Annotated in this window: 26 protein-coding genes; 20 read left to right on the forward strand and 6 right to left on the reverse strand. The window is 53.6% G+C overall.

All coding sequences use genetic code 11. The annotated features are described in order from the left end of the window. Nucleotides 1-273: 273 nt before the first annotated feature. Nucleotides 274-1,218: a CysB family HTH-type transcriptional regulator gene (locus NMUL_RS09120; RefSeq protein WP_011381056.1), complete on the forward strand. Its 945-nt coding sequence runs from the start codon at nucleotides 274-276 to the stop codon at nucleotides 1,216-1,218. Between the two features lie 64 nt (nucleotides 1,219-1,282). Here NMUL_RS09120 and NMUL_RS09125 read toward each other — a convergent pair whose 3' ends face one another. Further along, a complete protein-coding gene (locus tag NMUL_RS09125; RefSeq protein ID WP_011381057.1) occupies nucleotides 1,283-3,112 on the reverse strand; it encodes an ABC transporter ATP-binding protein in 1,830 nt (609 codons plus the stop codon). A gap of 194 nt (nucleotides 3,113-3,306) precedes the next feature. Here NMUL_RS09125 and NMUL_RS09130 point away from each other — a divergent pair, with 194 nt between their 5' ends. Beyond that, the gene (locus NMUL_RS09130) at nucleotides 3,307-4,242 is read left to right on the forward strand and encodes a zinc dependent phospholipase C family protein (RefSeq protein ID WP_011381058.1); all 936 of its coding nucleotides are present in this window, start codon (nucleotides 3,307-3,309) and stop codon (nucleotides 4,240-4,242) included. A 38-nt stretch (nucleotides 4,243-4,280) separates the two neighbouring features. Further along, the gene (locus tag NMUL_RS09135; RefSeq protein WP_104009701.1) at nucleotides 4,281-4,676 is read left to right on the forward strand and encodes a hypothetical protein; all 396 of its coding nucleotides are present in this window, start codon (nucleotides 4,281-4,283) and stop codon (nucleotides 4,674-4,676) included. Between the two features lie 35 nt (nucleotides 4,677-4,711). On the opposite strand, the gene nadB is transcribed toward NMUL_RS09135, so the two are convergent. Continuing rightward, on the reverse strand, nucleotides 4,712-6,316 hold the full coding sequence (gene nadB, locus NMUL_RS09140; RefSeq protein WP_011381060.1) for an L-aspartate oxidase: 1,605 nt from the start codon (nucleotides 6,314-6,316) through the stop codon (nucleotides 4,712-4,714). Between the two features lie 152 nt (nucleotides 6,317-6,468). Then, nucleotides 6,469-7,428 carry a cation diffusion facilitator family transporter gene (locus tag NMUL_RS09145; RefSeq protein ID WP_011381061.1) on the reverse strand — a complete coding sequence of 320 codons (960 nt, stop codon included), beginning with the start codon at nucleotides 7,426-7,428 and terminating at the stop codon, nucleotides 6,469-6,471. A 215-nt stretch (nucleotides 7,429-7,643) separates the two neighbouring features. Here NMUL_RS09145 and NMUL_RS15410 point away from each other — a divergent pair, with 215 nt between their 5' ends. The 13 genes from NMUL_RS15410 (at nucleotide 7,644) to recO (ending at nucleotide 18,480) form a co-directional block, all read left to right on the forward strand. Beyond that, nucleotides 7,644-7,985, forward strand: coding sequence for a four-helix bundle copper-binding protein (locus tag NMUL_RS15410; RefSeq protein ID WP_011381062.1), 342 nt, complete (start codon nucleotides 7,644-7,646; stop codon nucleotides 7,983-7,985). 409 nt (nucleotides 7,986-8,394) lie between these two features. Continuing rightward, complete coding sequence (rpoE, locus tag NMUL_RS09155; protein WP_011381063.1) at nucleotides 8,395-8,997, forward strand: RNA polymerase sigma factor RpoE; 603 nt, start codon at nucleotides 8,395-8,397, stop codon at nucleotides 8,995-8,997. A 1-nt stretch (nucleotide 8,998) separates the two neighbouring features. Next, complete coding sequence (locus NMUL_RS14965; protein WP_011381064.1) at nucleotides 8,999-9,565, forward strand: sigma-E factor negative regulatory protein; 567 nt, start codon at nucleotides 8,999-9,001, stop codon at nucleotides 9,563-9,565. A 9-nt stretch (nucleotides 9,566-9,574) separates the two neighbouring features. Further along, on the forward strand, nucleotides 9,575-10,561 hold the full coding sequence (locus NMUL_RS09165) for a MucB/RseB C-terminal domain-containing protein (protein ID WP_011381065.1): 987 nt from the start codon (nucleotides 9,575-9,577) through the stop codon (nucleotides 10,559-10,561). Between the two features lie 124 nt (nucleotides 10,562-10,685). Continuing rightward, the gene (locus NMUL_RS09170; RefSeq protein WP_011381066.1) at nucleotides 10,686-12,107 is read left to right on the forward strand and encodes a DegQ family serine endoprotease; all 1,422 of its coding nucleotides are present in this window, start codon (nucleotides 10,686-10,688) and stop codon (nucleotides 12,105-12,107) included. Beyond that, the gene (locus tag NMUL_RS09175; protein WP_011381067.1) at nucleotides 12,108-12,371 is read left to right on the forward strand and encodes a glutaredoxin family protein; all 264 of its coding nucleotides are present in this window, start codon (nucleotides 12,108-12,110) and stop codon (nucleotides 12,369-12,371) included. 261 nt (nucleotides 12,372-12,632) lie between these two features. Then, nucleotides 12,633-14,429: a translation elongation factor 4 gene (lepA, locus tag NMUL_RS09180; protein WP_175463258.1), complete on the forward strand. Its 1,797-nt coding sequence runs from the start codon at nucleotides 12,633-12,635 to the stop codon at nucleotides 14,427-14,429. 108 nt (nucleotides 14,430-14,537) lie between these two features. Further along, nucleotides 14,538-15,344, forward strand: a complete 807-nt coding sequence (lepB, locus tag NMUL_RS09185; protein ID WP_011381069.1) for a signal peptidase I — start codon at nucleotides 14,538-14,540, stop codon at nucleotides 15,342-15,344. Between the two features lie 72 nt (nucleotides 15,345-15,416). Beyond that, the gene (gene rnc / locus NMUL_RS09190) at nucleotides 15,417-16,109 is read left to right on the forward strand and encodes a ribonuclease III (protein ID WP_011381070.1); all 693 of its coding nucleotides are present in this window, start codon (nucleotides 15,417-15,419) and stop codon (nucleotides 16,107-16,109) included. 114 nt (nucleotides 16,110-16,223) lie between these two features. Beyond that, nucleotides 16,224-17,132 carry a GTPase Era gene (gene era, locus NMUL_RS09195; protein WP_011381071.1) on the forward strand — a complete coding sequence of 303 codons (909 nt, stop codon included), beginning with the start codon at nucleotides 16,224-16,226 and terminating at the stop codon, nucleotides 17,130-17,132. Next, a complete protein-coding gene (locus NMUL_RS09200; protein ID WP_011381072.1) occupies nucleotides 17,125-17,433 on the forward strand; it encodes a hypothetical protein in 309 nt (102 codons plus the stop codon). Before era ends, NMUL_RS09200 begins: the two co-directional genes overlap by 8 nt. Nucleotides 17,434-17,586: 153 nt before the next feature. Further along, the gene (locus NMUL_RS15985) at nucleotides 17,587-17,748 is read left to right on the forward strand and encodes a hypothetical protein (protein WP_167535574.1); all 162 of its coding nucleotides are present in this window, start codon (nucleotides 17,587-17,589) and stop codon (nucleotides 17,746-17,748) included. A 3-nt stretch (nucleotides 17,749-17,751) separates the two neighbouring features. Next, on the forward strand, nucleotides 17,752-18,480 hold the full coding sequence (gene recO, locus NMUL_RS09205) for a DNA repair protein RecO (protein WP_011381074.1): 729 nt from the start codon (nucleotides 17,752-17,754) through the stop codon (nucleotides 18,478-18,480). Nucleotides 18,481-18,507: 27 nt separating this feature from the next. Here the strand turns inward: recO and NMUL_RS09210 are convergent, their stop codons facing one another. Both NMUL_RS09210 and NMUL_RS09215 read right to left on the reverse strand, forming a co-directional pair. Next, nucleotides 18,508-18,699, reverse strand: coding sequence for a hypothetical protein (locus NMUL_RS09210; RefSeq protein WP_041352520.1), 192 nt, complete (start codon nucleotides 18,697-18,699; stop codon nucleotides 18,508-18,510). A 94-nt stretch (nucleotides 18,700-18,793) separates the two neighbouring features. Beyond that, the gene (locus NMUL_RS09215) at nucleotides 18,794-19,168 is read right to left on the reverse strand and encodes a YidH family protein (protein ID WP_011381075.1); all 375 of its coding nucleotides are present in this window, start codon (nucleotides 19,166-19,168) and stop codon (nucleotides 18,794-18,796) included. A gap of 289 nt (nucleotides 19,169-19,457) precedes the next feature. Here NMUL_RS09215 and pdxJ point away from each other — a divergent pair, with 289 nt between their 5' ends. The 4 genes from pdxJ to NMUL_RS09235 all read left to right on the forward strand — a co-directional run bounded on the left by pdxJ (nucleotide 19,458) and on the right by NMUL_RS09235 (nucleotide 22,316). Then, nucleotides 19,458-20,183 (forward strand): pyridoxine 5'-phosphate synthase, encoded by a 726-nt coding sequence (gene pdxJ, locus NMUL_RS09220; protein ID WP_041353082.1) that lies wholly within the window; start codon nucleotides 19,458-19,460, stop codon nucleotides 20,181-20,183. Beyond that, nucleotides 20,180-20,557, forward strand: coding sequence for a holo-ACP synthase (gene acpS, locus NMUL_RS09225; RefSeq protein WP_011381077.1), 378 nt, complete (start codon nucleotides 20,180-20,182; stop codon nucleotides 20,555-20,557). Before pdxJ ends, acpS begins: the two co-directional genes overlap by 4 nt. Beyond that, a complete protein-coding gene (nagZ, locus tag NMUL_RS09230; protein ID WP_011381078.1) occupies nucleotides 20,558-21,607 on the forward strand; it encodes a beta-N-acetylhexosaminidase in 1,050 nt (349 codons plus the stop codon). 274 nt (nucleotides 21,608-21,881) lie between these two features. Next, complete coding sequence (locus NMUL_RS09235) at nucleotides 21,882-22,316, forward strand: Hsp20/alpha crystallin family protein (protein WP_011381079.1); 435 nt, start codon at nucleotides 21,882-21,884, stop codon at nucleotides 22,314-22,316. A 162-nt stretch (nucleotides 22,317-22,478) separates the two neighbouring features. Here the strand turns inward: NMUL_RS09235 and NMUL_RS09240 are convergent, their stop codons facing one another. After that, entirely contained in the window at nucleotides 22,479-23,936 is a 1,458-nt protein-coding gene (locus NMUL_RS09240; RefSeq protein ID WP_041353083.1) for a DUF4139 domain-containing protein, read from the reverse strand. Nucleotides 23,937-24,055 lie beyond the last annotated feature (119 nt).

Below are 24,055 nucleotides of genomic sequence, written 5' to 3' on the forward strand. Positions count from 1 at the left end.
TTTTGTAATGATTCACATCAATTACCCCTTCCCGGGTTATGCATAAAACGTATAAACAAATGAATTAATATTGGTTCACTGGAGAAAACAGAACTGATAACTTTCAGGTGTGGTTATTCTCCATTGTTGTTGTGATTTTCAAGGCGCTGGCCATCGGCTCGCGCCTTTTCTTTATCACACCCCCGGAAAGCCATACTGATTTTTGAATGAGCATTCCACATCCATCATTGCTCGAAACCGATCACGACAATAACAGGCTGCAGGCTTATAAATATGAACTTTCAACAATTGCGCATCATCCATGAGACAGTCCGCCAGAACTATAACCTGACCGAAGCGGCCAATGCCCTGTTCACTTCCCAGTCCGGCGTCAGCAAACACATCAAGGATCTTGAAGATGAATTGGGCGTCGAATTATTCGTGCGCAAAGGCAAACGGCTGCTCGGCCTGACCAATCCGGGCAAGGAGTTGATAGAGATTGTCGAGCGCATCCTTCTGGATGCAAAGAATGTCAAGCGTCTGGCTGAACAGTTCAGCAAGCGGGATAAAGGACGGCTGACCATCGCCACTACCCACACGCAGGCGCAGTACGCACTCCCTACGGTGGTCACGCAATTCAAGAAAACCTTTCCCCAGGTGCATCTCGTCCTGCACCAGGCCAGCCCCGGCGAAATCGTATCGATGCTGCTGGACGGGGTGGCCGATATCGGCATTGCCACCGAAGCATTGGAGAGTGTCGCAGAACTGGCCTCTTTTCCTTATTACTCGTGGCACCACGCTGTCATTGTGCCGCCCGGACACCCGCTGGAAGCAATACAGCCGCTCACGCTTGAAGGCATTGCAGAGTTCCCGATCATCACTTATCACGAAGGCTTTACCGGCCGGGCGGGAATTGATCAGACGTTCGCCGGGGCAGGATTGGTGCTCGACATCGCCATGTCCGCACTCGATGCGGACGTCATCAAAACGTACGTGGAACTGGGGCTGGGGGTGGGTCTCGTTGCGTCGATGGCCTTCAATCCCGTGCGGGACACCCGGCTGACGCTGCTGGACAGTTCCCACCTGTTCGGGCAAAACATCACCCACATCTCGATCCGCCGCGGTCATTACCTGCGGGGATACGCCTACCGGTTCATCGAGCTTTGCCTTCCTTCCCTGACGGAAGCCGCTATCCGCGCGGGCGTGAGGCCGCGAGCGGGAGTGGAACTGGGCGACTGATTGCCGAACCGATCGGAAAACCGTTTGAACCGCAGGAGATATAGGCTTTCTCAAGCTTATAGTTCTATGCGTCTTCCCCCAGAAAACCGCCACTCTGATGCTCCCAAAGCCCGGCATAGAGGCCGTTCATCCCGATCAGGCTTTGATGTGTTCCTTCCTCCACGATCCGCCCCTTGTCGATCACGATCAACCGATCCATGGCAGCAATGGTCGATAGGCGATGCGCTATGGCGATCACCGTCTTGCCCTCCATCAGGCGGTAGAGGCTGGACTGGATGACTGACTCCACTTCAGAGTCCAGCGCGCTGGTCGCTTCGTCAAGCAGAAGAATCGGTGCGTTTTTTAGCATTACTCTCGCTATGGCGATCCGCTGGCGCTGCCCGCCCGAAAGCTTTATCCCGCGCTCCCCCACATGCGCATCATAGCCAGAGCGTCCCGCAGGATCTGTCAGGTCCATAATAAAATCGTGGGCCTCCGCCTTTTTCGCGGCGGCCACCGTTTCCGCATCGGTGGCATCAGGTCGACCATAAGCGATGTTGTCCCTTACCGAACGATGCATGAGGGATGTATCCTGCGTAACCATGCCGATATTGGCGCGCAAACTGTCCTGAGTAACATACCGGATGTCCTGCCCGTCGATCAGTATCCGCCCCTCCTCCACATCATAAAAGCGAAGCAGCAAGTTGACGAGAGTGGATTTACCCGCGCCCGAGCGTCCGACCAGACCGATTTTTTCGCCCGGCCTGATATGCAGCGAAAGATGGTCTATTACGGGGACGTCACTCCCGTAACCGAAAACCACATTCTCAAACCGTATCTCGGCAGTTTTTATCTGAAGACGTTTTGCATCGGGATGATCGGTCACCATATGGGGACGTGACAAAGTTGTGATTCCATCGCGTACGGTACCCACCTGTTCGAACAATGAAGTCATTTCCCACATGACCCAATGCGACATCCCGTTAAGCCGCAATGACATGGCACCGACGGCCGCCACCGCGCCCACGCCGATCTGCCCATCCACCCACAACAGCAAGGCAACCGCAACTGCGCTGATGATGAGACATGCCCCCATCACCTGGTTCACGGTTTCAAACCAGGTGATCAACCTCATCTGGCTATGTACTGTCCCCAGAAACTCCTGCATCGCCAGTTTGGCATAACCGGCCTCCCTGCCAGCGTGAGAGAAGAGTTTTACGGTGGCGATATTGGTATAAGCATCACTGATGCGCCCCGTCATCAAGGCGCGCGCATCCGCCTGAGATTGGGATACACGGCTGAGCTTGGGCACGAAATAGCGCAGTGCGCAAAGATAGAGAGCAAACCAGCCTGCGAAAGGTACCAATATCCAGAGATCAAACGTCCCGACGACGGCCACCAGAGTAAAAAAGTAAATCGTTACATAGACCAGTATATCGCCGAGAATAAAGCAGACATCGCGCAGCGCGAGAGCGGTTTGCATCACCTTGGCCGCCACCCGCCCCGCAAATTCATCCTGATAGAAGTGCATGCTCTGGTTCAGCATCAGGCGATGGAAATTCCAGCGCAGACGCATCGGAAAATTCCCCCCCAACACCTGATGCTTGACGAGGTTTTGTATACCGACCAACAGGGGGCTTGCAACCAGCAGTCCAGCAAACAGAAGAAGCGTGTTCCGCTCCTGTTCCCATAGAAGAGAGGGCGGGATCTGGTTGAGCCAGTCGACGACTTTTCCCAGCATCGCGAACAACAAGGCTTCAAACGCACCGATTGATGCGGTAAGCAGCGTCATTGCCACCAGGTATCGTCTTACACCCTCGGTTGCCTCCCAGATAAAGGTAAAAAAACCTTTTGGGGGAATCCTGTCGGTGGGATCGGGATAGGGGTAAATCAGTTTCTCGAAATAGCTGAGCATTTAAACCATTGTAGGAATCTATAGCGAATCATGCCAAATCCGGTGTGACCAGATTCGATCTTTGGTGGGCCGTATGACCACTGTGGGAAGGAGATATTCCGCCTGCTGTCTGAATACTTCCCGAAAACGAGGCAGGATATACAATAACATTGTTCTCCATTGCATTCTCGATCAATCACTCTTTGCGACTATCCATGCCTGGCGCTTATGCACACCTCACCATGGTGAACCTGGTCAAGGAACCGGACCGGCTTGAAAAGCAGGGGTTTCCTCCGGAAGCAATTGTCTCGATATTGGATTACTTCCGTTTCTGTGAGCTTGGCGCCGTGAGCCCTGATTATCCCTATCTGGACATTGCTCACTCCAGTGCTGGCCAGTGGGCGGATCGAATGCACTATCAGAGAACCGGCGACATGATCAAGGCAGGGGTCGAATGGATCAGAAGACTCGATGGAGCATCCCGGCAAAAAGCATTTTCATGGCTGCTGGGATACACCAGCCATGTCGTTACTGATACGACCATTCATCCCGTCATCGAACTCAAGGTGGGTGAATACCAGAAGAACAAGGATAAGCACCGGATATGCGAGATGCATCAGGATGCCTATATTTTCCAACGATTGAATCTCGGTGAGATAGGCCTGGCGGAACATCTGGATTCCGGAATCTGGAGCTGCTGCGATAAACCTGGCAGCGGAAAACTCGATTCCGTCATTACCCGCACGTGGCAGAGTATGCTTGAAACCTGCTATGCCGGCGCCTGCCAAACCGACCCTCCCCTCATCGACAACTGGCACGGCGCATTCAAGTTCGTTGTCGACAAAGCGGAAGAAGGCCATGCCCTTCCTCCTTTTGCGCGGCATGTCGCCGCCAACCTCGGTTTGACCTACCCTGCGGTTGCCGATCTCGATCCCCAATATCTGGAAAGCCTTGCGACCCCGCTTGAAGCGATGAGCTATGATGCGATATTTGATCGTGCCCTGGAGAATGTTCTTGCCACCGGGTCCCTCATTGCCAAGGCCGTCTTCCAAAATGATAATAGCTACGCGACGGCCCTGGTGAATTGCAATCTGGATACAGGAAAAGATGATCAGGGCAACCACATCTATTGGAAAAAGGGTGTCTCGTGAGCATACGTCCCGCCGGTATCCGTGTCAGCATAACTATCATGCTTGTACTATCGCTCGTTGCAGGTTGCGCCCCCACCCCAAAACTTCCTTACAGCGAAGAGATGTTTATCAAGGCTTCTGCACTGACCAAGCTCGCCAGCGCAGTAGAATCCACCGTCCGCTACAAGAATCCCCCGCCCGGGCTCGATGAAAAGGATTTGCTCATGCGGGCGACGCAACATGAGCCGGCATTGCTGCGAAACTTTAAAGGCTACAAGGTGAGAGTGCTGCGCCAGGACAAGCACTCCGTCGTGCTGGTTTGCGATGCCTCCGCGCAACGCGCCCTTCTCGAAGACGCAGGATGCTCCGGGCGCATGGATCGTCACCGCTGGATGGGCAAGCCGCAGCCATGCGAGTTTTCGATTGATACGAAAGAAGTGTGCACAAGAAATTGACGAAACCCACTATCATTCTTACAGCAGAGCCCTCTTTACTGTCCCCGCTTCAACACCGTATCCCTTGCCTCCGGCAGTAAGTCCGGGTAATCCTTGCTGTAGTGTAGTCCCCGGCTTTCATGCCGCAGCATCGCACTTTGTACGATCAAACCGGCGGTATCCACCAGGTTGCGCAATTCCAGCAGATCGTTGGTGACGTGGAAATTCGCGTAGTATTCGTTGATCTCTTCACGCAAAAGATTGATGCGGTGCTGCGCGCGCTGTAAACGTTTAGTGGTGCGGACGATGCCAACGTAGCTCCACATGAAGCGCCGCAGTTCATCCCAGTTATGGGAAATGACGATTTCCTCATCGGCATTGGTCACGCGGCTTTCATCCCATTGCGGCAATGCGGTGAGAGGTTCAGGGGTCTGCTGCATGATATCCCGTGCCGCGGCCTGCCCGAATACCAGGCACTCGAGCAGTGAATTGCTTGCCAGGCGGTTGGCTCCATGCAGACCCGTGTGGGCGGTTTCGCCAATCGCATAAAGATTGTCCAGGTCGGTCTTGCCGTTCCAATCGGTGACGACACCGCCACATGTATAGTGAGCCGCAGGCACCACAGGTATCGGTTCTTTGGTGATATCAATTCCGAATTCCAGGCAGCGCTGGTAAATGGTCGGAAAATGCTCCTTCAGGAAGTTTGCCGGCTTGTGCGAGATATCCAGGTACACACAGTCGAGCCCGCGCTTCTTCATTTCAAAGTCAATTGCACGCGCAACGATGTCACGCGGCGCAAGTTCCGCACGTTCATCATGCGCGGGCATGAAACGCGTCCCGTCCGGCAGTTTCAGCAGGCCGCCCTCGCCTCGCACCGCTTCGCTGATGAGGAACGATTTGGCGTGAGGATGATAAAGGCAGGTTGGATGAAACTGGATAAACTCCATATTCGCTATGCGGCAACCCGCGCGCCAGCCCATGGCGATGCCATCGCCGGTCGCAGTATCCGGATTGGTAGTGTAAAGATAGACCTTGCCCGCTCCACCTGTCGCCAGCACGGTGTTATTCGCCGCTATGGTGCGCACCCTCCCTTCCCTGCTGTCCAGCACATAAGCGCCCAGGCAGCGATTGCCCTTCTTGCAGGGAGGTTCGATACGGCCGGCCAGTTTGGCGCTTGTTATGAGGTCGATTGCAACGTGATACTCGAGCACGGTGATATTGGGGTGGGCATGCGCTCTTTCGATCAATGTCAATTGCACTGCCTTGCCGGTCGCATCCGCCGCGTGAATGACGCGGCGAACGCTATGACCGCCCTCACGCGTCAGGTGATAACCGGTTCCATTACCGCCGTCGCGCGTGAAAGGCACTCCCTGCTCAATCAGCCATTGGACGGCTTGAGGACCATTTTCCACCACATATCGCGTCACTTCTTCATTGCAAAGACCCGCACCTGCGACAAGCGTATCGTGGATGTGAGCTTCGGGTGAGTCTTCTTCCGATAGTGTTGCGGCGATTCCTCCCTGCGCCCACCCGCTTGCCCCATCGAGCAAGGCACGCTTGGTGATGAGGCCCACTTTCCTGTTTTGCGCCAGATTGAGCGCAAGAGTGAGCCCGGCCAGGCCGCTGCCAATTATCAGAGTATCGAAAGTAAGCTGTGGCACTGGTCGTCGTTATTTTGTTCTTATGAGCAGGGAATGATAACAGACCTGGCGGATGCTTTTACGCCAGCAAAGTCGATAGGTCAGAGGTTGATCTTTCGCCTCACTTCATTCTTTCCGTGGGCACTCGCGATTCCAACTCCAATCAACGAAGATCAATCGGACTCCGTCGACACCGGGCAATAATGACTGATGGTTCCCTGTTCGATCTCCAGGGTACTGTGGTGGATCGCATAGTGCGATTCAAGGTTGTTCCTGATATTGTCCATGAATGCATCCCCCGGGTAGCCGTCCGGCATGACGAGGTGGACAGTGAGGGCGCTCTCGGTCGTACTCAAACCCCATATATGCAGGTCATGTACGTCCGTCACACCCGGCTGGTTACGCAGAAAAGATTCGATCGCGGCAATATCGATATGCGGGGGCACGGCGCTGAGCGCAAGCTGAACCGAGTCGCGCAGAAGACCCCATGTATTGAACATAATGACGGTAACGACCATCAGGCTGATCACCGGGTCGAGCCAATACCATTGCGTAAAAAGGATCGCCACCCCCGATACGAGCACGCCTGCCGAAACAGCGGCATCTGTCGCCATGTGCAGGAAAGCGCCATGAATATTCAGGTCCTCTTTGCTCCCCTTCAAAAACAACCAGGCAGACAGACCGTTGATCAGAAGACCAGCGGCTGCGACGGAAGCAACGGTGAGGCCCGCTACCAGCGGCGGTTGTGAAAACCGCTGAAAAGCTTCCCAGGCGATTGCCCCGCACGCCACCAGAAGCAGAACAGCATTTGCCAGCGCGGCGAGTATCGAAGTGCTGCGCAAACCATAGGTATAACGTTCGCTCGGAGCCTTGCGGCTCAAAATCGCCGCTCCCCAGGCTAACGCAAGCCCGAGCACATCCGACAAATTATGCCCAGCATCCGCCATGAGTGCCGTCGAGTTGGCGGCAAAGCCGTAAGCGAATTCAACCACGACAAAGCCGGCATTTAAGGCGATAGCAATAACGAACGCACGTCCGTGATCGGGTGCGGGAGAATGGTTATGGTATCCAGGGTGCCTGGTATGAGATGGCATGTTGGAAAAACCGGGGCCGCGACTGTGATGATTTGCCATTTGCCTCAATCTGAATGGAAGACGCGTAAGCCGAACAATGATAGCAACAATCCACCCCTATTCCTGCTCCCCCATTCCCCCTCTTTCCCGGCTCTGAATTTTTTGTCTGCTAGCGTACAGAATGTGAGCCAGGGCGGGCGCACATTATGGACTAGCGGGTTTGAGAAAACTCCTCGATCCCGAAGAATTTCCCAAAAATGGAAAAGGAGATGACCATGTTTTTATACACGGAAACCGATCAGAATCTGCAAGCCTGTATCGATGCATGTAACCATTGTTATCGCACCTGCTTGCGAATGGCCATGAACCATTGCCTCGAAGCAGGCGGCAAACATGTCGAGGCCGATCACCTCCGCTTGATGATGAATTGTGCGGAAATCTGCCAGACGTCGCTGAATTTCATGCTCAGCGGCTCCCGATTCAGTCCCAAGGTTTGTGGCGTCTGTGCCGAAATTTGCGACGCTTGTGCTAAAAGCTGCGAACAGCTGGATGGAATGGAAGAGTGTGTGCAAACTTGCCGCCAGTGCGCGGAGCACTGCCGCAAGATGGCAGCATAAAAATATACGAAATCTGTTAGCACTTGGTCTGCTAGCACTTGTTTCGCCAGTCCCATTGCCGCGCGGAAAAACCTGAAGGCGCACGCAAAGGGCATGGTGAACCTGGGTCGCACTTTGCGAGGCTGCCTTGCTCTATGAGGCGGCGGCGTATGCTCGCGCCGAATAAAATCGGCTTCGTCGAGCATAAAACAAGTGCTAACAGTTCCTGAATCCGTCATGTACTCCATCTGTTGGAATAACCACGTTTTCAACTGAACTAATTTATACTACGCGTGTCTGTTCACTCAGACCGCGGACGATAGACCGGTGCGTAATTCCCGATGGGCTCCTGAACGGGTATACTTGGCTGAGCTGCCTTATAACGAAGCAGTTACAAGTAAGAGATTCGTCAATTCAGGAATTAGGTGGCATGGGTGACCGGGAAATCGATCAGCAACTGGTGGAACGTGCGCAACACGGGGACAAGCAGGCCTTCGATCTTCTGGTGATCAAGTACCAGCGCAAGCTTGCGCGTCTCCTTTCGCAATTCATCAGGGATCCGTCGGAAGTAGAGGATGTGACTCAGGAGGCCTTCATCAAGGCTTACCGTGCGCTACCGTCGTTCCGTGGAGACAGTGCATTTTATACCTGGTTGTACAGGATAGGCATCAATACTGCCAAGAATTTTCTGGTTGCTCAAGGACGGCGGGCGCCTACCACTACTACAGGATTCGACAGCGAAGAGGCCGAAGGTTTTGAAGAAGCGAGCCAGCTTCGCGAAATGAACACGCCCGAGAGCGAACTGACAAGCAAGCAGATCGCTCAAACGGTGAACCAAACGCTGGAAGAATTGCCTGAAGAACTGCGAACGGCAATTACGTTGAGAGAAATTGAGGGACTGAGCTACGAGGAAATCGCAGCGATCATGAATTGTCCTATCGGCACGGTCCGTTCGCGAATATTTCGTGCACGGGAAGCAATAGCGGAAAAACTGCGCCCCTTGCTGGGGACTGGTAAAGATAAGAGGTGGTAATATGCAAGAAAAAATATCGGCATTGATGGATGGTGAACTGGACGCGGGCGATGCCTCGGCAATGATCGAGCAATTCAAGAACGCGGAGGAATTACGGGAATACTGGATTGCCTACCACCTGATCAGCGATGCATTGGGTCAGTCGGAGGTCAAACCATTAGACATTACGCGACGAGTTAACGCAAGACTGGTAGCGGAACCTGCGGTATTCGCAGTGTCAAGCACAACATTGCCTTATCCGGCACCGAAGCGCAGGCCAAGAGCCTACGCTGCTGCAGCCTCCATCGCAGCAGCGATGGTGGGTGGATGGATAATTCTGCAAACGACGCAAGAGCCGGATCTTCTGAGGCAGAATCTGGCCGATAACAGGACGTCGCCCTCGACTTCTGCAGCCACCACTCTCGCACCCGTTGCCACTTATCCGGCAATTCCCGCCAAAGCTTCCATCGCCGCGTCCGAATCTGCGCAAATCAACGACTATCTCCTGGCGCATCAGCAATTCTCGCCTAGCACCACCATGCACGGAGCAATCCCCTTCATGCGTACAGCTGCGGAAAGCGCGCGATAACGTTCCCAGATGACACAGGTTTCACTGTCTTCCCTGCTGCTGACAGTTATCGTTCAATCCGCATTTGCGCAGAATCCCTCCAGTTCATCCCCCTCATCCCCCGAGGCGCTTAACTGGCTGCAAAAGATTGCCGCCGCCCCCCGCCATTACAACTATGTCGGGACATTCGTCTATTCATCCGAGGGTCAGATAGAGACATCTCGCATCATCCATCTGGTGAATGAGGAAGGGGAGCAGGAAAAAAGCATGGTGCTGGATGGTCCTCCCCGTGAGATTATCCGCAACAACGACGAAATGAGATGTTATCTTCCGGAAAACAAGACCGTGGTGACGGAAAAACGATGGCTGCGAAAAGTTTTTCCCGCGCTGCTGCCTCAACCGCTGATCAATCTTGACCACAACTATGTCGTCAAGAAAGGCAAGCAGGAGCGGGTCAGCGACTATGCCAGCCAGATCATCGAGTTGGAGCCCAGGGATGACAAGCGTTATGGTCAGAAATTATGGATGGATCCCAATACCGGCCTGTTGCTGAAAGCCGCCGTAATGGATAAAGGGCGGGTGGTGGAACAATTTGTATTCACCGACCTGAAAATTGGCGGTGAAATAGACAAAAGCCTGTTGAAATCCCAATATTCGGGCCAAGCTGCCGAATGGCGCAAGACAAATCTTGTCTCCTCGACACAGGGAAGCGGAAAACTTGGCTGGCAAGTCAAAGATCCGCCTCCAGGATTCAAAAAGATTGTGGAAATGAAACGTAATCTCTCCGGCAAATCCCGTCCTGTTGCGCATATTGCTCTGTCGGATGGTCTTGCTGCTGTCTCGGTATTTATCGAGCCCAGTTCGGGAGAGGCTTCCTCTCCTGTCGAGGGCCTCTATCACAGCCGCGGCGCGATCAACATCTATACACGTACTCTCGGTGACAACAGGGTAACTGCCATAGGCGAAGTACCGCCGGCCACTGTAATGCAAATCGGTAATTCTGTTACCAGTCGCTAGGTGGCCCTAAAGACCGTCGGGTCGGCTCGGATTGAATGCAGTCCTGGTACCAGGTACTACTATTCCCTTATTTTGGGCAGATGGATGAAGGATTCACCCGTTTTTACTCCATGGAAGAAAAAGTATGATTGCTAAATTTTTACTGGTGGTGCTGCTTGGATTATCCACGAGCGTGTTTGCCCAGGCGCCGGCGCGTGAATTGCCGGATTTTACCGGGTTGGTGGAAAGAGAAGGACCCTCGGTCGTAAACATCAGCACCGTTCAGTCAGGCAACTCAACCACGGAACGGGCTTTTCCGGGAATACCGAACATACCCGAGGATGATCCGTTTTTCGAGTTTTTCCGGAGACACATGCAGCCGCATGGAGGAATGCCACGAGATTTCGAATCCAGATCGGTAGGCTCCGGCTTTATTATCAGTTCGGATGGCTATATTCTGACAAATACCCATCTGGTGGATGGAGCCGATGAAATCAATGTGAAGCTTACGGACAAACGGGAGTTCCGGGCAAAGCTCATCGGCGCGGATCGCAAGACGGATATTGCTCTCCTCAAGATCGATGCTACCGGACTGCCGAAAGTCACCCAGGGGGATCCCAATAACATGAAGGTAGGAGAATGGGTGGTAGCGATCGGATCACCGTTCGGCTTTGAAAACAGCGTCACTGCCGGAATTGTCAGCGCCAAAGGACGCTCTCTGGCACAGGAGAATTTCGTGCCCTTCATCCAGACGGATGTCGCGATCAACCCCGGGAATTCCGGCGGACCGCTATTCAATATGAACGGTGAGGTGGTCGGTGTCAATTCCCAGATCTACAGTCGCACGGGTGGATTCATGGGTTTGTCATTCGCCATTCCCATCGATGTTGCCCGGGATATATCGAATCAGTTGATTGCGAGCGGCAAGGTAAGCCGAGGCAGAATCGGCGTGCTGATTCAGGAAATCACAAAGGAACTGGCGGAATCGTTCGGTTTACCCAAGCCAGCCGGCGCGCTGGTAGCTTCTGTCCAGAAAGGCGGCCCGGCAGACAAGGCAGGCATTCAAGCACGGGATGTCATTCTCAAGTTCGACGGCAAGACCGTGAATTCCTCGGGCGATCTGCCACGCATAGTAGGCTCGACCAAGCCAGGCACGAAAGTGCAGATGCAGGTGTGGCGAAATGGGTCGACCAAGGAGTTCACGATTACAGTGGATGAGCTTCCGGAGGATGAAAAACCGGCAGCGCGTTCTGGAAAGCGGGGCAAGACGCCGGATACAGCGAATCGCATCGGCTTGAGCCTGATCGAGTTGACTCCCGATCAGAAGAAGGAACTGGAAACTGAAAGCGGGCTTCTGGTCGAGGACATGGTGCCTGGTATCGCGAGTCGCGCGGGGGTCAGACCCGGTGATGTCATTCTGAGCATCAATAATCAGGATGTCAAAACGGTTGATCAATTCAACCAGTTGCTCAACAAGGTCGAGAAAGGACGCAATATCGCCCTGCTGGTCAAACGCGGTGATACAGCCACCTTCATTACCATGAAGATGAATGGTGAACACAGATAAATGACTGTCCCCGATCCTGATCTCCCTGTCTTGCTGACAGTCTATGGCCGGGAACACTGCCACCTCTGCCAGGACATGCTCGCGGCCCTGCAGGAATTGAAGGCAAGCCATCCTTTTCAGCTCGAAGTCGTGGATGTGGATAGCGACAGCGATCTGCAATCGCGCTATGGGCAACGCGTTCCCGTGTTGATGGCCGGGGACAGTGAAATTTGCCACTATCACCTCGACCTGAATGCGTTTGACCGGATATTTCAGCGAATCTAAAAATAGCACGTCTGTTCTTTTGTGAAAGCGGTGAGCGCCTCCTTCCCCTTCATCGGGGAAGGAGGCGATACGCCAAGTGAGCAGGTGCTTATTTCCTCAAAATTCGCTAAAATGTCCGTCTTGAACAAGAATTTGCAGGGACCGGATATACGTGCGACCAGAGGGCCACGCCATGAGAGGGCACACCATGTGCCCTTTTTTGATTGCCGGTGAATTCCGGCATCGTCCTGTTATCATCCTCTTCCCTTGCTATCCCGATTCCTGATGCAGCACATCCGCAACTTTTCCATCATCGCCCATATCGATCACGGCAAGTCCACGCTCGCAGACCGCATCATCCATTTATGCGGGGGGTTATCCGACCGGGAAATGGAAGAACAGGTGCTGGACTCGATGGAACTGGAGCGCGAGCGCGGAATCACCATCAAGGCGCAGACGGCGGCTCTGGAATACAAATCCCGTGACGGCAGCAGCTATCTGCTGAATCTGATCGATACGCCCGGCCACGTCGACTTCTCCTATGAAGTATCGCGCTCGCTCGCAGCCTGCGAGGGAGCCCTTCTGGTAGTTGATGCTTCCCAGGGCGTGGAAGCCCAAACTGTTGCAAATTGCTACACCGCAATCGAACAGGGTGTGGAAGTCATACCGGTACTGAACAAGATCGATCTGCCCGCTGCCGAACCGGAACGCGTCATCAAGGAAATTGAAGATATCATTGGCATAGAAGCACAGGATGCCGTGCGGGCAAGCGCAAAAACCGGTGTCGGCGTGGAGGATATCCTGGAAGCGGTCATTTCGCGCATTCCCCCGCCGAAAGGGAATCCGGAAGCACCCCTGAAAGCCCTTATCATCGATTCCTGGTTCGACAACTATGTAGGCGTGGTAATGCTGGTGCGGGTAATGGATGGGGTATTGAAGCCTAAGGACAGAATATTGCTGATGGCCAGTAAAACCACCCACTTGTGTGAACAGGTAGGCGTATTTACGCCCAAATCCAGAAACCGGGAATCTCTCAGCGCCGGGGAAGTGGGCTTCATTATTTCCGGAATCAAGGAGTTGAAGTCTGCCAAAGTCGGCGATACGGTAACACTCGTTGACCGCCCCGCCCCCCAACCGCTGCTCGGCTTCAAGGAGATCAAACCGCAGGTGTTCGCCGGACTCTACCCCGTGGAATCCAACCAGTACGACGCCCTGCGCGATGCGCTGGAGAAGTTGAAACTCAATGATTCTTCATTGCAATACGAGCCGGAAACGTCGCAGGCGCTGGGATTCGGTTTTCGCTGCGGCTTTCTCGGGCTCCTTCATCTCGACATCGTACAGGAAAGACTGGAGCGGGAATACGACATGAACCTGATCACCACTGCGCCCACGGTGGTGTATCAGGTCGTGCTGCGCGATGGATCAGTCATTGAAATTGAAAACCCATCCAGATTGCCTGATCTCTCAAAAATAGAGCAGATTCGTGAGCCGATCATCACGGCAACCATCCTCGTCCCGCAGGAATATGTCGGATCGGTCATTACGCTTTGCATCAGCAAGCGGGGAATCCAGAAGAATATGCAATATATGGGCAGGCAGGTCATGCTGACCTATGAAATCCCGCTCAATGAAGTCGTCATGGATTTCTTCGACAGGTTAAAATCGACCAGCCGCGGTTACGCTTCACTGGATTATGAATTCAAGGAGTTCAGGGCTTCCGATCTCGTCAAGCTGGATATCCTCATCAATGGCGAGCGTGTGGACGCCCTGTCGCTGATTGTGCACCGTGCGAGCAGCCAGTACCGCGGACGGGAACTCGCGCAGAAAATGCGTGAATTGATTCCCCGGCAGATGTTCGATATCGCTGTTCAAGCTGCCATAGGCTCGCACATTATCGCCAGGGAAAGTATCAAGGCTTTGCGCAAGAATGTGCTGGCCAAATGCTATGGCGGCGATATCACGCGTAAACGCAAGCTTCTGGAAAAACAGAAAGCCGGTAAAAAGCGCATGAAGCAAGTCGGGAATGTCGAAATTCCGCAGGAAGCGTTTCTCGCCATTCTGCAGGTTGGAGAAAAGTAGTTCAAACAATACGATGGATCGCCTTCAACAAGGGGCACATGCTCACCAGGAAAATCCCGTTTCCGGGAGAGCAATGGACTGTTCACCCGAAGGGAATAAGGAACAAGAATGAACTTTCCGCTCATTATGCTGATATTGCTGTTAATCACCGGCAGTATCGCCCTGCTCGATCGTACCGTGCTGCACCGACACCGCGCGCCGGGAGACCAGGGGCCATGGTGGGTGGAGTATCCGAAAAGCTTTTTCCCGGTGATTCTTGTCGTGTTCTGCCTGCGCTCTTTCCTGGTTGAGCCTTTCAAAATCCCCTCGGGCTCGATGATTCCGACTCTGCTGGTAGGAGACTTCATTCTCGTCAATAAATATACTTATGGTATCCGATTGCCGGTCGCCAACGTCAAGCTGATGGATATAAACTCCCCTCAGCGTGGAGAGGTCATGGTTTTCCGCTACCCGGTCGATCCCTCCATGGATTACATTAAGCGTATCGTAGGGATACCGGGAGATATCATCACCTATCGTGACAAGCAGCTGAGCGTCAACAACGTGCCGGTGAGGATGGAGCCGAACGGGGAATATACCTATGTGGAATCGGGCCTGAAATTCGTTTACAGCCGCAGCTATACGGAGTCACTCGGAAATCACCGCTATAATGTCCTTATCAATCCCCTGGAGGAGCATAGTATCCAGCTAGGGGGCGTGCTTCCCTTCCCCCATCATGAAAATTGCAGCTATAACGATCGTGGATTTACCTGCAAGGTTCCTCCCGGCAACTACTTTGCCATGGGAGACAACCGCGACAGCAGCAGTGACAGTCGTTATTGGGGATTCGTACCCGACCAGAACATTGTGGGCAAGGCTTTCATGATCTGGTGGAATTTCAGCGACCTGAAACGCATCGGATTATCGATCAAGTAATTCGGGCGGCAATCAGGACCTTGAGCATGTGGTGGATCAGTCGCCATAATTGGTCGGAGGGGACGCGCAAAATTGGGGACAGCTTACCGGAATACGGAGAGTGCGGCACTGTGCCGGAAACTCGGTTACACCTTCCGTCGACCCGAACTGCTGCGGCAAGCCCTGACGCACCGCAGCCACAGCATACCTCACAACGAACGGCTTGAATTTCTGGGTGACGCCGTCCTCAACTGCGCCGTCGCCGGATTGATATTCCATCATTTTCCCGATCTCAGCGAAGGTAGTTTGTCCCGGATACGGGCAAACCTCGTAAACCAGAAGATGCTGGCCGAACTGGCGCAAACGCTTGAGCTGGGAAAGCTTATCCGATTTGGCGAAGGTGAGCTCAAAAGTGGAGGAGACAAGCGGCCTTCGATTCTTGCGGATGCGCTGGAAGCTGTGATTGGCGCCATATATCTCGACGCGGGTTTTGAGCAGGCCGAGAAGACAGTTGAAAATCTTTTCATTCCCTCCCTGGGGGAGCTGAACACCCATGCCCTCGGCAAGGATCCCAAAACCCTTTTGCAGGAATATCTCCAGAGCCGCAAGCTGGCGCTACCCCGGTATGCTGTCGTTGCTACCCGAGGCGAAGCTCACCAGCAGCAGTTTCAGGTGGAATGCGTGATTTCCCGGCCTCAAATCCGCACCCTGGGCGAAGGCACGAGCCGTCGCAGTGCGGAACAGCACGCGGCCCGGCAAGCTTATGAGCAACTCCAGTCGCATTAGAACTGCCTTTCGTGCTTTTCTGGACTGTGAAGCGCTTCCTGCCACAGCCAAAATATTCCAACAGCAAGGCTGCGAGGGAGTTACCCGAATGTATATGACGCAAAACCTCTTCTGATGAACACTGAAGCTTCCCTTGCAGACCCTGTTTATCGCAGCGGGTATATTGCCATTGTTGGCCGCCCCAACGTAGGAAAATCCACTCTGTTAAACAGGTTGGTCGGCCAAAAGATCAGTATTACATCAAAAAAATCCCAGACGACGCGGCACCGCATACATGGAATTTTCACTGATGAATACTCCCAGTTTGTTTTTGTCGACACTCCGGGCTTCCAGACACGGCATACAAACCGTTTGAACAGCGGAATGAACCGTCTGGTCACTCAGACGCTGCGGGATGTGGATATCGTGATACTGGTGATCGAAGCGATGCGCTTCGACGATCGCGACAAGCTGGTGGTGAAACTCCTGCCAAAGAGCAAGCCTGTGGTTCTTGCCCTGAACAAAATAGACCGCTTGACGGATAAATCCCAACTGCTTCCCTTCCTCGAAAAGATGTCAAAGGAATTTGATTTCGCAGCCATGGTGCCGATAAGTGCCGAGAATGGAGGGCAGTTGCCCGAATTGATAGCTGCGATACGGCCGCACCTGCCGCAAAATCCGCCATTATTCCTGGAAGATGAAGTAACCGACCGGGATGAACGCTTCATAGCGGCGGAACTGGTTCGCGAAAAGTTGTTCCGGCTGTTGGGAGAAGAGATTCCTTATTCCACCAGCGTCATCATTGACCAGTTTACGGTGGAAGACGAGCTGCGCAGGATTCACGCTTCCATTGTGGTCGATAAATCCAGCCAGAAAGCAATTGTCATCGGCAAGGACGGAGAAAAATTGAAGCTGATCGCTACCCAGGCGCGCAAAGACATGGAAGAAAGCTTCGGTGGCAAGGTTTATCTCAAGATCTGGGTAAAGATCAAAAGCGGCTGGGCCGAAGATGCACGGATGCTGAAGACGCTCGGGTATGAGTAACCCGCGGAGGGTGGAACAGTGCCTTCCAAAGGAAGGTGTGACCCGGAGCGGGTTTACTGGCGCCATGAATATCAGGTTTCTGTACCGCTCAATCAATTTTCCGGAATCCCGCAGGCAGCGATTGGGCGCCAGCGCGGAGGGTGGAACAGTGCCTTCCAAAGGAAGGTGTGACCCGGAGCGGGTTTACTGGCGCCATGAATATCAGGTTTCTGTACCGCTCAATCAATTTTCCGGAATCCCGCAGGCAGCGATTGGGCGCCAGCGCGGAGGGTGGAACAGTGCCTTCCAAAGGAAGGTGTGACCCGGAGCGGGTTTACTGGCGCCATGAATATCAGGTTTCTGTACCGCTCAATCAATTTTCCGGAATCCCGCAGGCAGCGATTGGGCGCCAGCGCGGAGGGTGGAACAGTGCCTTCCAAAGGAAGGTGTGACCCGGAGCGGGTTTACTGGCGCCATGAATATCAGGTTTCTGTACCGCTCAATCAATTTTCCGGAATCCCGCAGGCAGCGATTGGGCGCCAGCGCGGAGGGTGGAGCAGTGCCTTCCGAAGGAAGCTGCGACCCGGAGCGTGCGGAAAACCGCACAAGCGAAGATCGTAGCAGGGGCGCTCGCTAAAACATGAACGTAGATAAACAACGGCAGGAAGCACAACCCGCTTTTGTGTTGCATAGCTATCCTTATCTTGAAACCAGCCTTATCGTGGAAGTTTTCACGCAAAATTCCGGGCGCATTGCCGTGGTTGCGAAAGGCGCCAAGCGGCCGACATCTCCACTACGGGGATTGCTGCGCGCATTCCAGCCTCTCCTGCTGAGCTGGGGAGGAAAGTCCGAATTACGCACTTTGCATAAGGCGGAATGGCAAGGTGGACAATTACCCTTACAGGGAACTGCCCTGATATGCGGATTTTATCTCAATGAACTTTTGATACGGCTATTGCACCGCAATGATCCGCACGAGCGATTATTTGCCTGCTATCAGGAGGCCTTGTCCGATCTGAGTACGGCAAGTGATTATATTCCCATACTGCGCCGCTTCGAGCAGCGTCTCCTGCAGGAAATGGGTTATGCCTTGACGCTCGATCACGATGTTTCATCAGGAAAACCGATTAAACCAACCCAGATGTACTGCTACGAAATCGAGCGCGGCCCCATTGCGTCGAGCAACGGCAGCTGCCCCTTTAATCTCGAGTTAAGTGGAAAAACACTGCTGGATATGTATCAGGGAGACTATTTAGCGCCATTGACCCGTCTGCAGAGCAGGATCCTGATGCGCCACCTTCTCAGCCACTATCTGGGAGATAAGCCATTACATACACGCCAGTTACTGAAAGAGTTTCAGCAATTGTAATGCTCATCCCTGAGGAACAGGACGAAGTCAGCAGGCGACAGAGGGTAAACCATCCTCACGGAAGAGTGCGGCGCTGTGTTCAGCGTAGAATCCCCAGCCTTTATTTAGATCGCTTTGCTTCTGGATATCCCCAATCAAGCCGCCGCGCGAGCTCATGCCGCCGCGCGAAAATAACGGTATTTCATATCTCAAAATACCATTGAATGTCATCTGAGCCATTACACACCTGTCAGAGACGGCAGAAATGGCGGCAGCCGATTCACGAGCTAGGGTCTGCTAACCCCTTTCTGACATGCTCGACTCCCTGTATGTTTCATGTAAACAAGAGGTAAATTGCCAGCAGAAATCCTATGGTAGCAACCGATAAAGACAGGAACGATGAGAGCCAGGGTAAGGACAGCTTGGGCAGATCCTCAAGCGGCAACGAGCTTACATAATATCTGTGATTGAGCAATGCGCCGAGAATGGTCGCGGTGCCTGAGAGCACAAGAATAATGCCGAATACACCGGAGAGCCCATGAGCGCTGGCAGCACCTCCATTTCTGGAAATCCCCCCGGAAGCCACAAGAAGATTCAGAAACAGACCGAAGCGGGCGACGACGAAACCAAGCGCGATGACCGTCAACCCCGTGCGCACCCATGCTAAAAGTGTCCGCTCCGCCGCGAAGAAAACGCGCGGGTCCGACATTTTCTCCGAATCACCCTTTCCCCCTTGCAGGTTTTCAGACGCGGGATTTATAGTCGCCCTCTTCAATCAAATACGGGCCGGTCAGGAGTAACGACCCAAAGAATAATGTCCCCAAAGGCAATCAACTTGGCGATCCGCTTTTATGTACATAGTGTCTTCGCTGCACACGCTATTATAATATAGTCATTTTTTGCCCGGTCTCTCCTGCCTCTTCCAGATGTGCGGGAGAGCAAATATCATTCAGGCAATCATTGAAAAAAAGCCGAATCAGGAAAACTCTCCCACTATCATGATCAAACTCGGCGTTAATATCGATCACGTCGCCACCTTGCGCCAAGCGCGCGGTACAACCTATCCCGATCCGATAGAGGCGGCACTCATTGCCGAATCGGCCGGAGCAGATGCCATCACCTTGCACTTGCGCGAAGACCGGCGCCACATACAGGATAGAGACGTGGAAATCCTGCGCGGCGCCCTCAAGACCCGCATGAATCTGGAGAGCGCGGTCACGGATGAAATGATCGGATTTGCGCTGCGCATCAAACCCCATGATATCTGCCTTGTGCCGGAACGGCGCGAAGAATTGACAACCGAAGGCGGACTCGATGTGGCACGGCATTTCGAGCAAGTACAACGCGCATGCCACAGGCTGGCTGAAGCCGGTATCCGGGTTTCACTCTTCGTCGATGCCGAGCCCGCGCAGATCGATGCGTCCGTCGAGGCAGGGGCACCGGTCATCGAAATTCACACTGGACATTACGCCGATGCGCAAACGACGGACGAGCAGCAAGGCGAGCTGGAGCGGGTCAGGGCGGCGGTAAGCAAGGGCCTGAACCACGGACTCACGGTCAACGCCGGGCACGGATTGCATTACCTGAATGTTCAGGCAATCGCCGCAATCCCTGGCGTGTCGGAGCTCAACATCGGGCACGCGATCGTGGCTCGTGCATTGTTCGTGGGCTTCGAGCGGGCAGTCCGGGAAATGAAAAACCTGATGCTGGAAGCATGTAAATGATCTATGGGATCGGAACCGATCTGGTTGAAACCTCGCGTATTACGCGCCTGCTGGAAAAATACGGAGAGCGTTTCGCCCGGCGCCTGCTGACAGACGAGGAGTGGCCGGAATATGCAAAAAGCATGCAGCCCGCAATGTTCCTGGCAAAGCGTTTTGCCGCCAAGGAAGCCCTCGCCAAAGCCTTTGGCACGGGTATCCGTCATCCTGTCAGCCTGAGCCATATCGGAGTAACCCATGATACCCTGGGCAAACCCTATTTCAAATTCCACCCTGAATTGCATACCCTCGTCCAAAACGAAGGCATCACCCGTCACCATCTCTCCATCAGTGACGAGTTGAACCTCGCTTGCGCTTTTGTCATATTGGAAAAATAAATGTCGCTCGGTCCCGTCATACTCGATATCGAAGGCACGCAACTCACCGCCAACGATAAGAAAAAACTCCGGCACCCGCTGGTTGGAGGGGTGATCCTGTTCACGCGCAACTATTCCTCGCTTGCGCAACTCATGCATCTGACTGCTGAAATCCATGCGCTGCGAACGCCGCCACTCCTGGTCGCCGTCGATCACGAAGGAGGCAGAGTTCAACGTTTCCGGGAAGATTTCACGCGCCTGCCCCCCATGCGAGAACTGGGCAGGATCTGGGATGAGCATCCTGCCCAGGCGCGGCATCTGGCGCATGAGGCGGGATATGTCCTGGCGGCGGAACTACGGGCTGCGGGCGTGGACTTCAGTTTTACACCGGTCCTGGATATGGATTATGGCCAAAGCAGCGTCATCCGCGACCGTGCTTTTCACCGTGACCCGCAAGCCATTGCCGAGCTGGCCCATAGCCTGATGAGCGGGTTGAAATCAGCCGGAATGGCAGCGGTGGGCAAACATTTCCCTGGTCATGGTTATATCGAGGCCGATTCCCATTTCGAAATGCCGGTGGACGAACGAACTTACGCGCAGATCGAAATGGACGATCTTATTCCATTCCGTAAAATGATCGGTTTCGGCCTTACCGGCATGATGCCTGCCCACGTCATTTATCCAAAGGTGGATGCATTACCGGCCGGTTTTTCCGAAGTATGGCTCAAAAAGGTTTTGCGGGGTGAGCTGGGTTTCGAAGGGTGTATCTTCAGCGACGATCTGAATATGGCGGGAGCAGCTTTTGCAGGCAATCCGGTGGAGCGGGCCCAGAAAGCATTGCATGCGGGATGCGACATGGTGCTTCTGTGTAATAACCCGGAAGCGGCCGAAATGCTGCTCGCGGAGCTACATTGGGACCTGCCCGCCCTTGGGGTGATTCGTCTCGCCCGCATGCGCGGGCGCCCAAACCCGGATTCGCTGGTGAAACTGCACGAAAACCCGAACTTCGTCAGTGCCGTGGAAAAAATTGCGGGTATCGGCGTTCGCAGCGGCGAGTTGCCGCTGGTGTAGCAAAATCTGAAACCCGCACCTTCCCTATCCCCGCCCTCCTGCCACAGCGGGTCTCCTCTGTTTTGCCACCCTCCTCCCCAGCAGCAGCTCCAGCGTTCTCTGCCACTTTTCACTATACAACCACGCCTAGGAAGCTGCTGAACAAATCCAGAGGCTCAGGTAGCAAAAAAATCGAAGGGATCGGTTGAAAAATAGCCAAACGAACCTATATTGATTAATAAGTGCTGATTCACAGCATCAGCTTGATGTCAGACATTTATTCAAAGGAGATATTATGGCTATTAGTCGGTATGAACCGTGGAGCTTGCTCCACCAATTACATCGGGAACTGGATCGTGCGCGGGAGAACGTTGCCGGCGACGGATCCGCCGCGACCGCCGAATGGGCGCCGGCAGTGGATATCAAGGAAGAAGCGGACAAGTTCGTTCTTCAGGCTGATCTTCCCGGTGTAAAACCCGAAGATATCGATATCAGCATGGAAGAAAGCATGCTCACGATCAAGGGCGAAAAGAAAACCGAGGCCACCACCGAGAAGGAAGGCTACAAGCGTGTCGAGCGCGCCTACGGCTCCTTCCATCGCCGTTTCAGCTTGCCGGACACTGCCAACGCGGACGCGATATCCGCCAAGTCCAATCTGGGCGTTCTGGAAATCGTCATCCCCAAACGCGAACCGGTCCAGCCGAAAAAGATCAACGTGACCGTTCAATAAGAGTATTAAACCGGCTGACAGGGCCCGGTGGAAGCGAAGCTCCACCGGGTTTCCTTTTTTGGATCGGCGTTCTTTCCACTTCGCCCTCACCCTCATCTCTCAGCCTGTTTCCAGCTGCCCGAAAGGAATAAGGCGTAGAGGATAAAGAGTACAGAGACTTTTTCAGAAGTTTTTTACACGAACCCGATAGTTCAGAACATTATGGCCGCCGGCAGGAACAACCACTTTCCATTCCGCCATATTCGAAGAGACCTTGCTGTGTGCTTGTGATTCGGATACCACTTGCCAATCCCCGGGTATTGGTTCCCGGACCGTCACGGCGACAGTTTCTTTGCGGGCATTGTGCAAAAGAATCTTAAATGCGCTCTCGAACGTGTTCCCCTCCCGCGAGTCCGTCAGTCCTTCTCCCGCCAACTTCAGGAAATCCGTCTGTTTTCTTTCCACTGTTACATCGAATGCGTTTCCCGGTTTCAGCCGGACAATTTCACCTGCAGCCGAATGATCCACCTGATCCTCACCCACAAACTGGATATGGCCGCGTGAGTCTTTTTTATATATTCGTGCTATTCCTGCAGGCAGGGGAATTCCCAGTCCTTCTCCCTTGTTCCTGAATTCGAGAAATACCGCCGGCTTCAGGTTCTGCCCTATATCAGCATATTTTCCGGAGTAGTAATAATCGGAACCTGTCAAAACCAGTTCCTTCTTCATCGGTATGCGGGTTGCAGACATCAGCCCTACCTGCCTGATCTGGTTCTCCGCCAGTGTTATGGGGCGATCGAGGGTATAGAGGTGATATTCAAGCAGCGGCTCCTGTTTCAGGTCGGCCGCCTCCGCCATTTTTGCCATGGCCATGACATGGCGCGGCACAGGGGCGCCTTGGCGCACCTGGTTGACATCCCCTGCAACCAGTTGCAAGGCAGCGTTCAGGTAGGCTGTTCCACTTTGATTGGTTATGGTCGCCCAGCCCTGGATATCCGCATGCTCCTCGCGCTCATTCAATTCCACTGCATAATCCGCTCGCCAGGATAACCCCGTTGTCAAATAGGAAAGTTCCAGGTCCTGCTCGCCGGCAACCGGATTGACGAAGGAAATAGCCAGACTGGGCTTGTCCTGTAATCCCGCGAGAACAGCAGGGAAAGCCAATCGGTCCAGATGGGGGTTGCCGATTTCAACGCGATCCGCATACTTGAACACTCCGCCGTTATGTGCGGAAAGTACTATAGCGGTCTCTCTACTCTCCTTCCCTGTCGCTGGATTCGCATGAACGACCGTTACTTCCCTGCCGATGTATCGCTCCAGCAGTTTTCCAGGGGTTAACAGATCGAGGTCGAAACTCAGTTCCCGTACGCGAAATCCACGGAAATGAGCAGGATTACGCAATCGTGCCGTTTCCGGACGTATCTGCTTTGCAACATCAAGCCAGATGAGTTGATTGAAATCGCGCGTGAGACCAAGGTGGCGCGTATCTTTTATCAAACCCAGATTATTGCCATAAATCGTGATGGCAACCTCTTTCTGTTGCGAAGTATCAGCAATTCTTTCATCTTTCCCGGCAGGTAACCCCATCATGCTGTACGTAGAGAACAGGATAAAGATCAACCCGCGTGCAAGCGACATCATATGATTCATTGATATTTTCCGCATTATGCTTTTAGCATAAATGGTCATGATAGGAAATGGAGAAAGGAGGCACTCTTATATAGGACCTGTTAACGAGTAAGGCGCAACGCCAAGGAAAA

Source organism: Nitrosospira multiformis ATCC 25196 (assembly GCF_000196355.1).
GTDB lineage: Bacteria > Pseudomonadota > Gammaproteobacteria > Burkholderiales > Nitrosomonadaceae > Nitrosospira > Nitrosospira multiformis.

Bases quoted from the DNA above. Each gene is read 5' to 3' on its own strand.
- NMUL_RS09120 (WP_011381056.1), top strand. From the start codon at position 274: ATGAACTTTCAACAATTGCGCATCATCCATGAGACAGTCCGCCAGAAC.
- NMUL_RS09125 (WP_011381057.1), bottom strand. From the start codon at position 3,112: ATGCTCAGCTATTTCGAGAAACTGATTTACCCCTATCCCGATCCCACC.
- NMUL_RS09130 (WP_011381058.1), top strand. From the start codon at position 3,307: ATGCCTGGCGCTTATGCACACCTCACCATGGTGAACCTGGTCAAGGAA.
- NMUL_RS09135 (WP_104009701.1), top strand. From the start codon at position 4,281: ATGCTTGTACTATCGCTCGTTGCAGGTTGCGCCCCCACCCCAAAACTT.
- NMUL_RS09145 (WP_011381061.1), bottom strand. From the start codon at position 7,428: ATGGCAAATCATCACAGTCGCGGCCCCGGTTTTTCCAACATGCCATCT.
- NMUL_RS15410 (WP_011381062.1), top strand. From the start codon at position 7,644: ATGTTTTTATACACGGAAACCGATCAGAATCTGCAAGCCTGTATCGAT.
- rpoE (WP_011381063.1), top strand. From the start codon at position 8,395: ATGGGTGACCGGGAAATCGATCAGCAACTGGTGGAACGTGCGCAACAC.
- NMUL_RS14965 (WP_011381064.1), top strand. From the start codon at position 8,999: ATGCAAGAAAAAATATCGGCATTGATGGATGGTGAACTGGACGCGGGC.
- NMUL_RS09165 (WP_011381065.1), top strand. From the start codon at position 9,575: ATGACACAGGTTTCACTGTCTTCCCTGCTGCTGACAGTTATCGTTCAA.
- NMUL_RS09170 (WP_011381066.1), top strand. From the start codon at position 10,686: ATGATTGCTAAATTTTTACTGGTGGTGCTGCTTGGATTATCCACGAGC.
- NMUL_RS09175 (WP_011381067.1), top strand. From the start codon at position 12,108: ATGACTGTCCCCGATCCTGATCTCCCTGTCTTGCTGACAGTCTATGGC.
- lepB (WP_011381069.1), top strand. From the start codon at position 14,538: ATGAACTTTCCGCTCATTATGCTGATATTGCTGTTAATCACCGGCAGT.
- era (WP_011381071.1), top strand. From the start codon at position 16,224: ATGAACACTGAAGCTTCCCTTGCAGACCCTGTTTATCGCAGCGGGTAT.
- NMUL_RS09200 (WP_011381072.1), top strand. From the start codon at position 17,125: ATGAGTAACCCGCGGAGGGTGGAACAGTGCCTTCCAAAGGAAGGTGTG.
- NMUL_RS15985 (WP_167535574.1), top strand. From the start codon at position 17,587: ATGAATATCAGGTTTCTGTACCGCTCAATCAATTTTCCGGAATCCCGC.
- recO (WP_011381074.1), top strand. From the start codon at position 17,752: ATGAACGTAGATAAACAACGGCAGGAAGCACAACCCGCTTTTGTGTTG.
- NMUL_RS09210 (WP_041352520.1), bottom strand. From the start codon at position 18,699: ATGGCTCAGATGACATTCAATGGTATTTTGAGATATGAAATACCGTTA.
- NMUL_RS09215 (WP_011381075.1), bottom strand. From the start codon at position 19,168: ATGTCGGACCCGCGCGTTTTCTTCGCGGCGGAGCGGACACTTTTAGCA.
- pdxJ (WP_041353082.1), top strand. From the start codon at position 19,458: ATGATCAAACTCGGCGTTAATATCGATCACGTCGCCACCTTGCGCCAA.
- acpS (WP_011381077.1), top strand. From the start codon at position 20,180: ATGATCTATGGGATCGGAACCGATCTGGTTGAAACCTCGCGTATTACG.
- nagZ (WP_011381078.1), top strand. From the start codon at position 20,558: ATGTCGCTCGGTCCCGTCATACTCGATATCGAAGGCACGCAACTCACC.
- NMUL_RS09235 (WP_011381079.1), top strand. From the start codon at position 21,882: ATGGCTATTAGTCGGTATGAACCGTGGAGCTTGCTCCACCAATTACAT.
- NMUL_RS09240 (WP_041353083.1), bottom strand. From the start codon at position 23,936: ATGATGTCGCTTGCACGCGGGTTGATCTTTATCCTGTTCTCTACGTAC.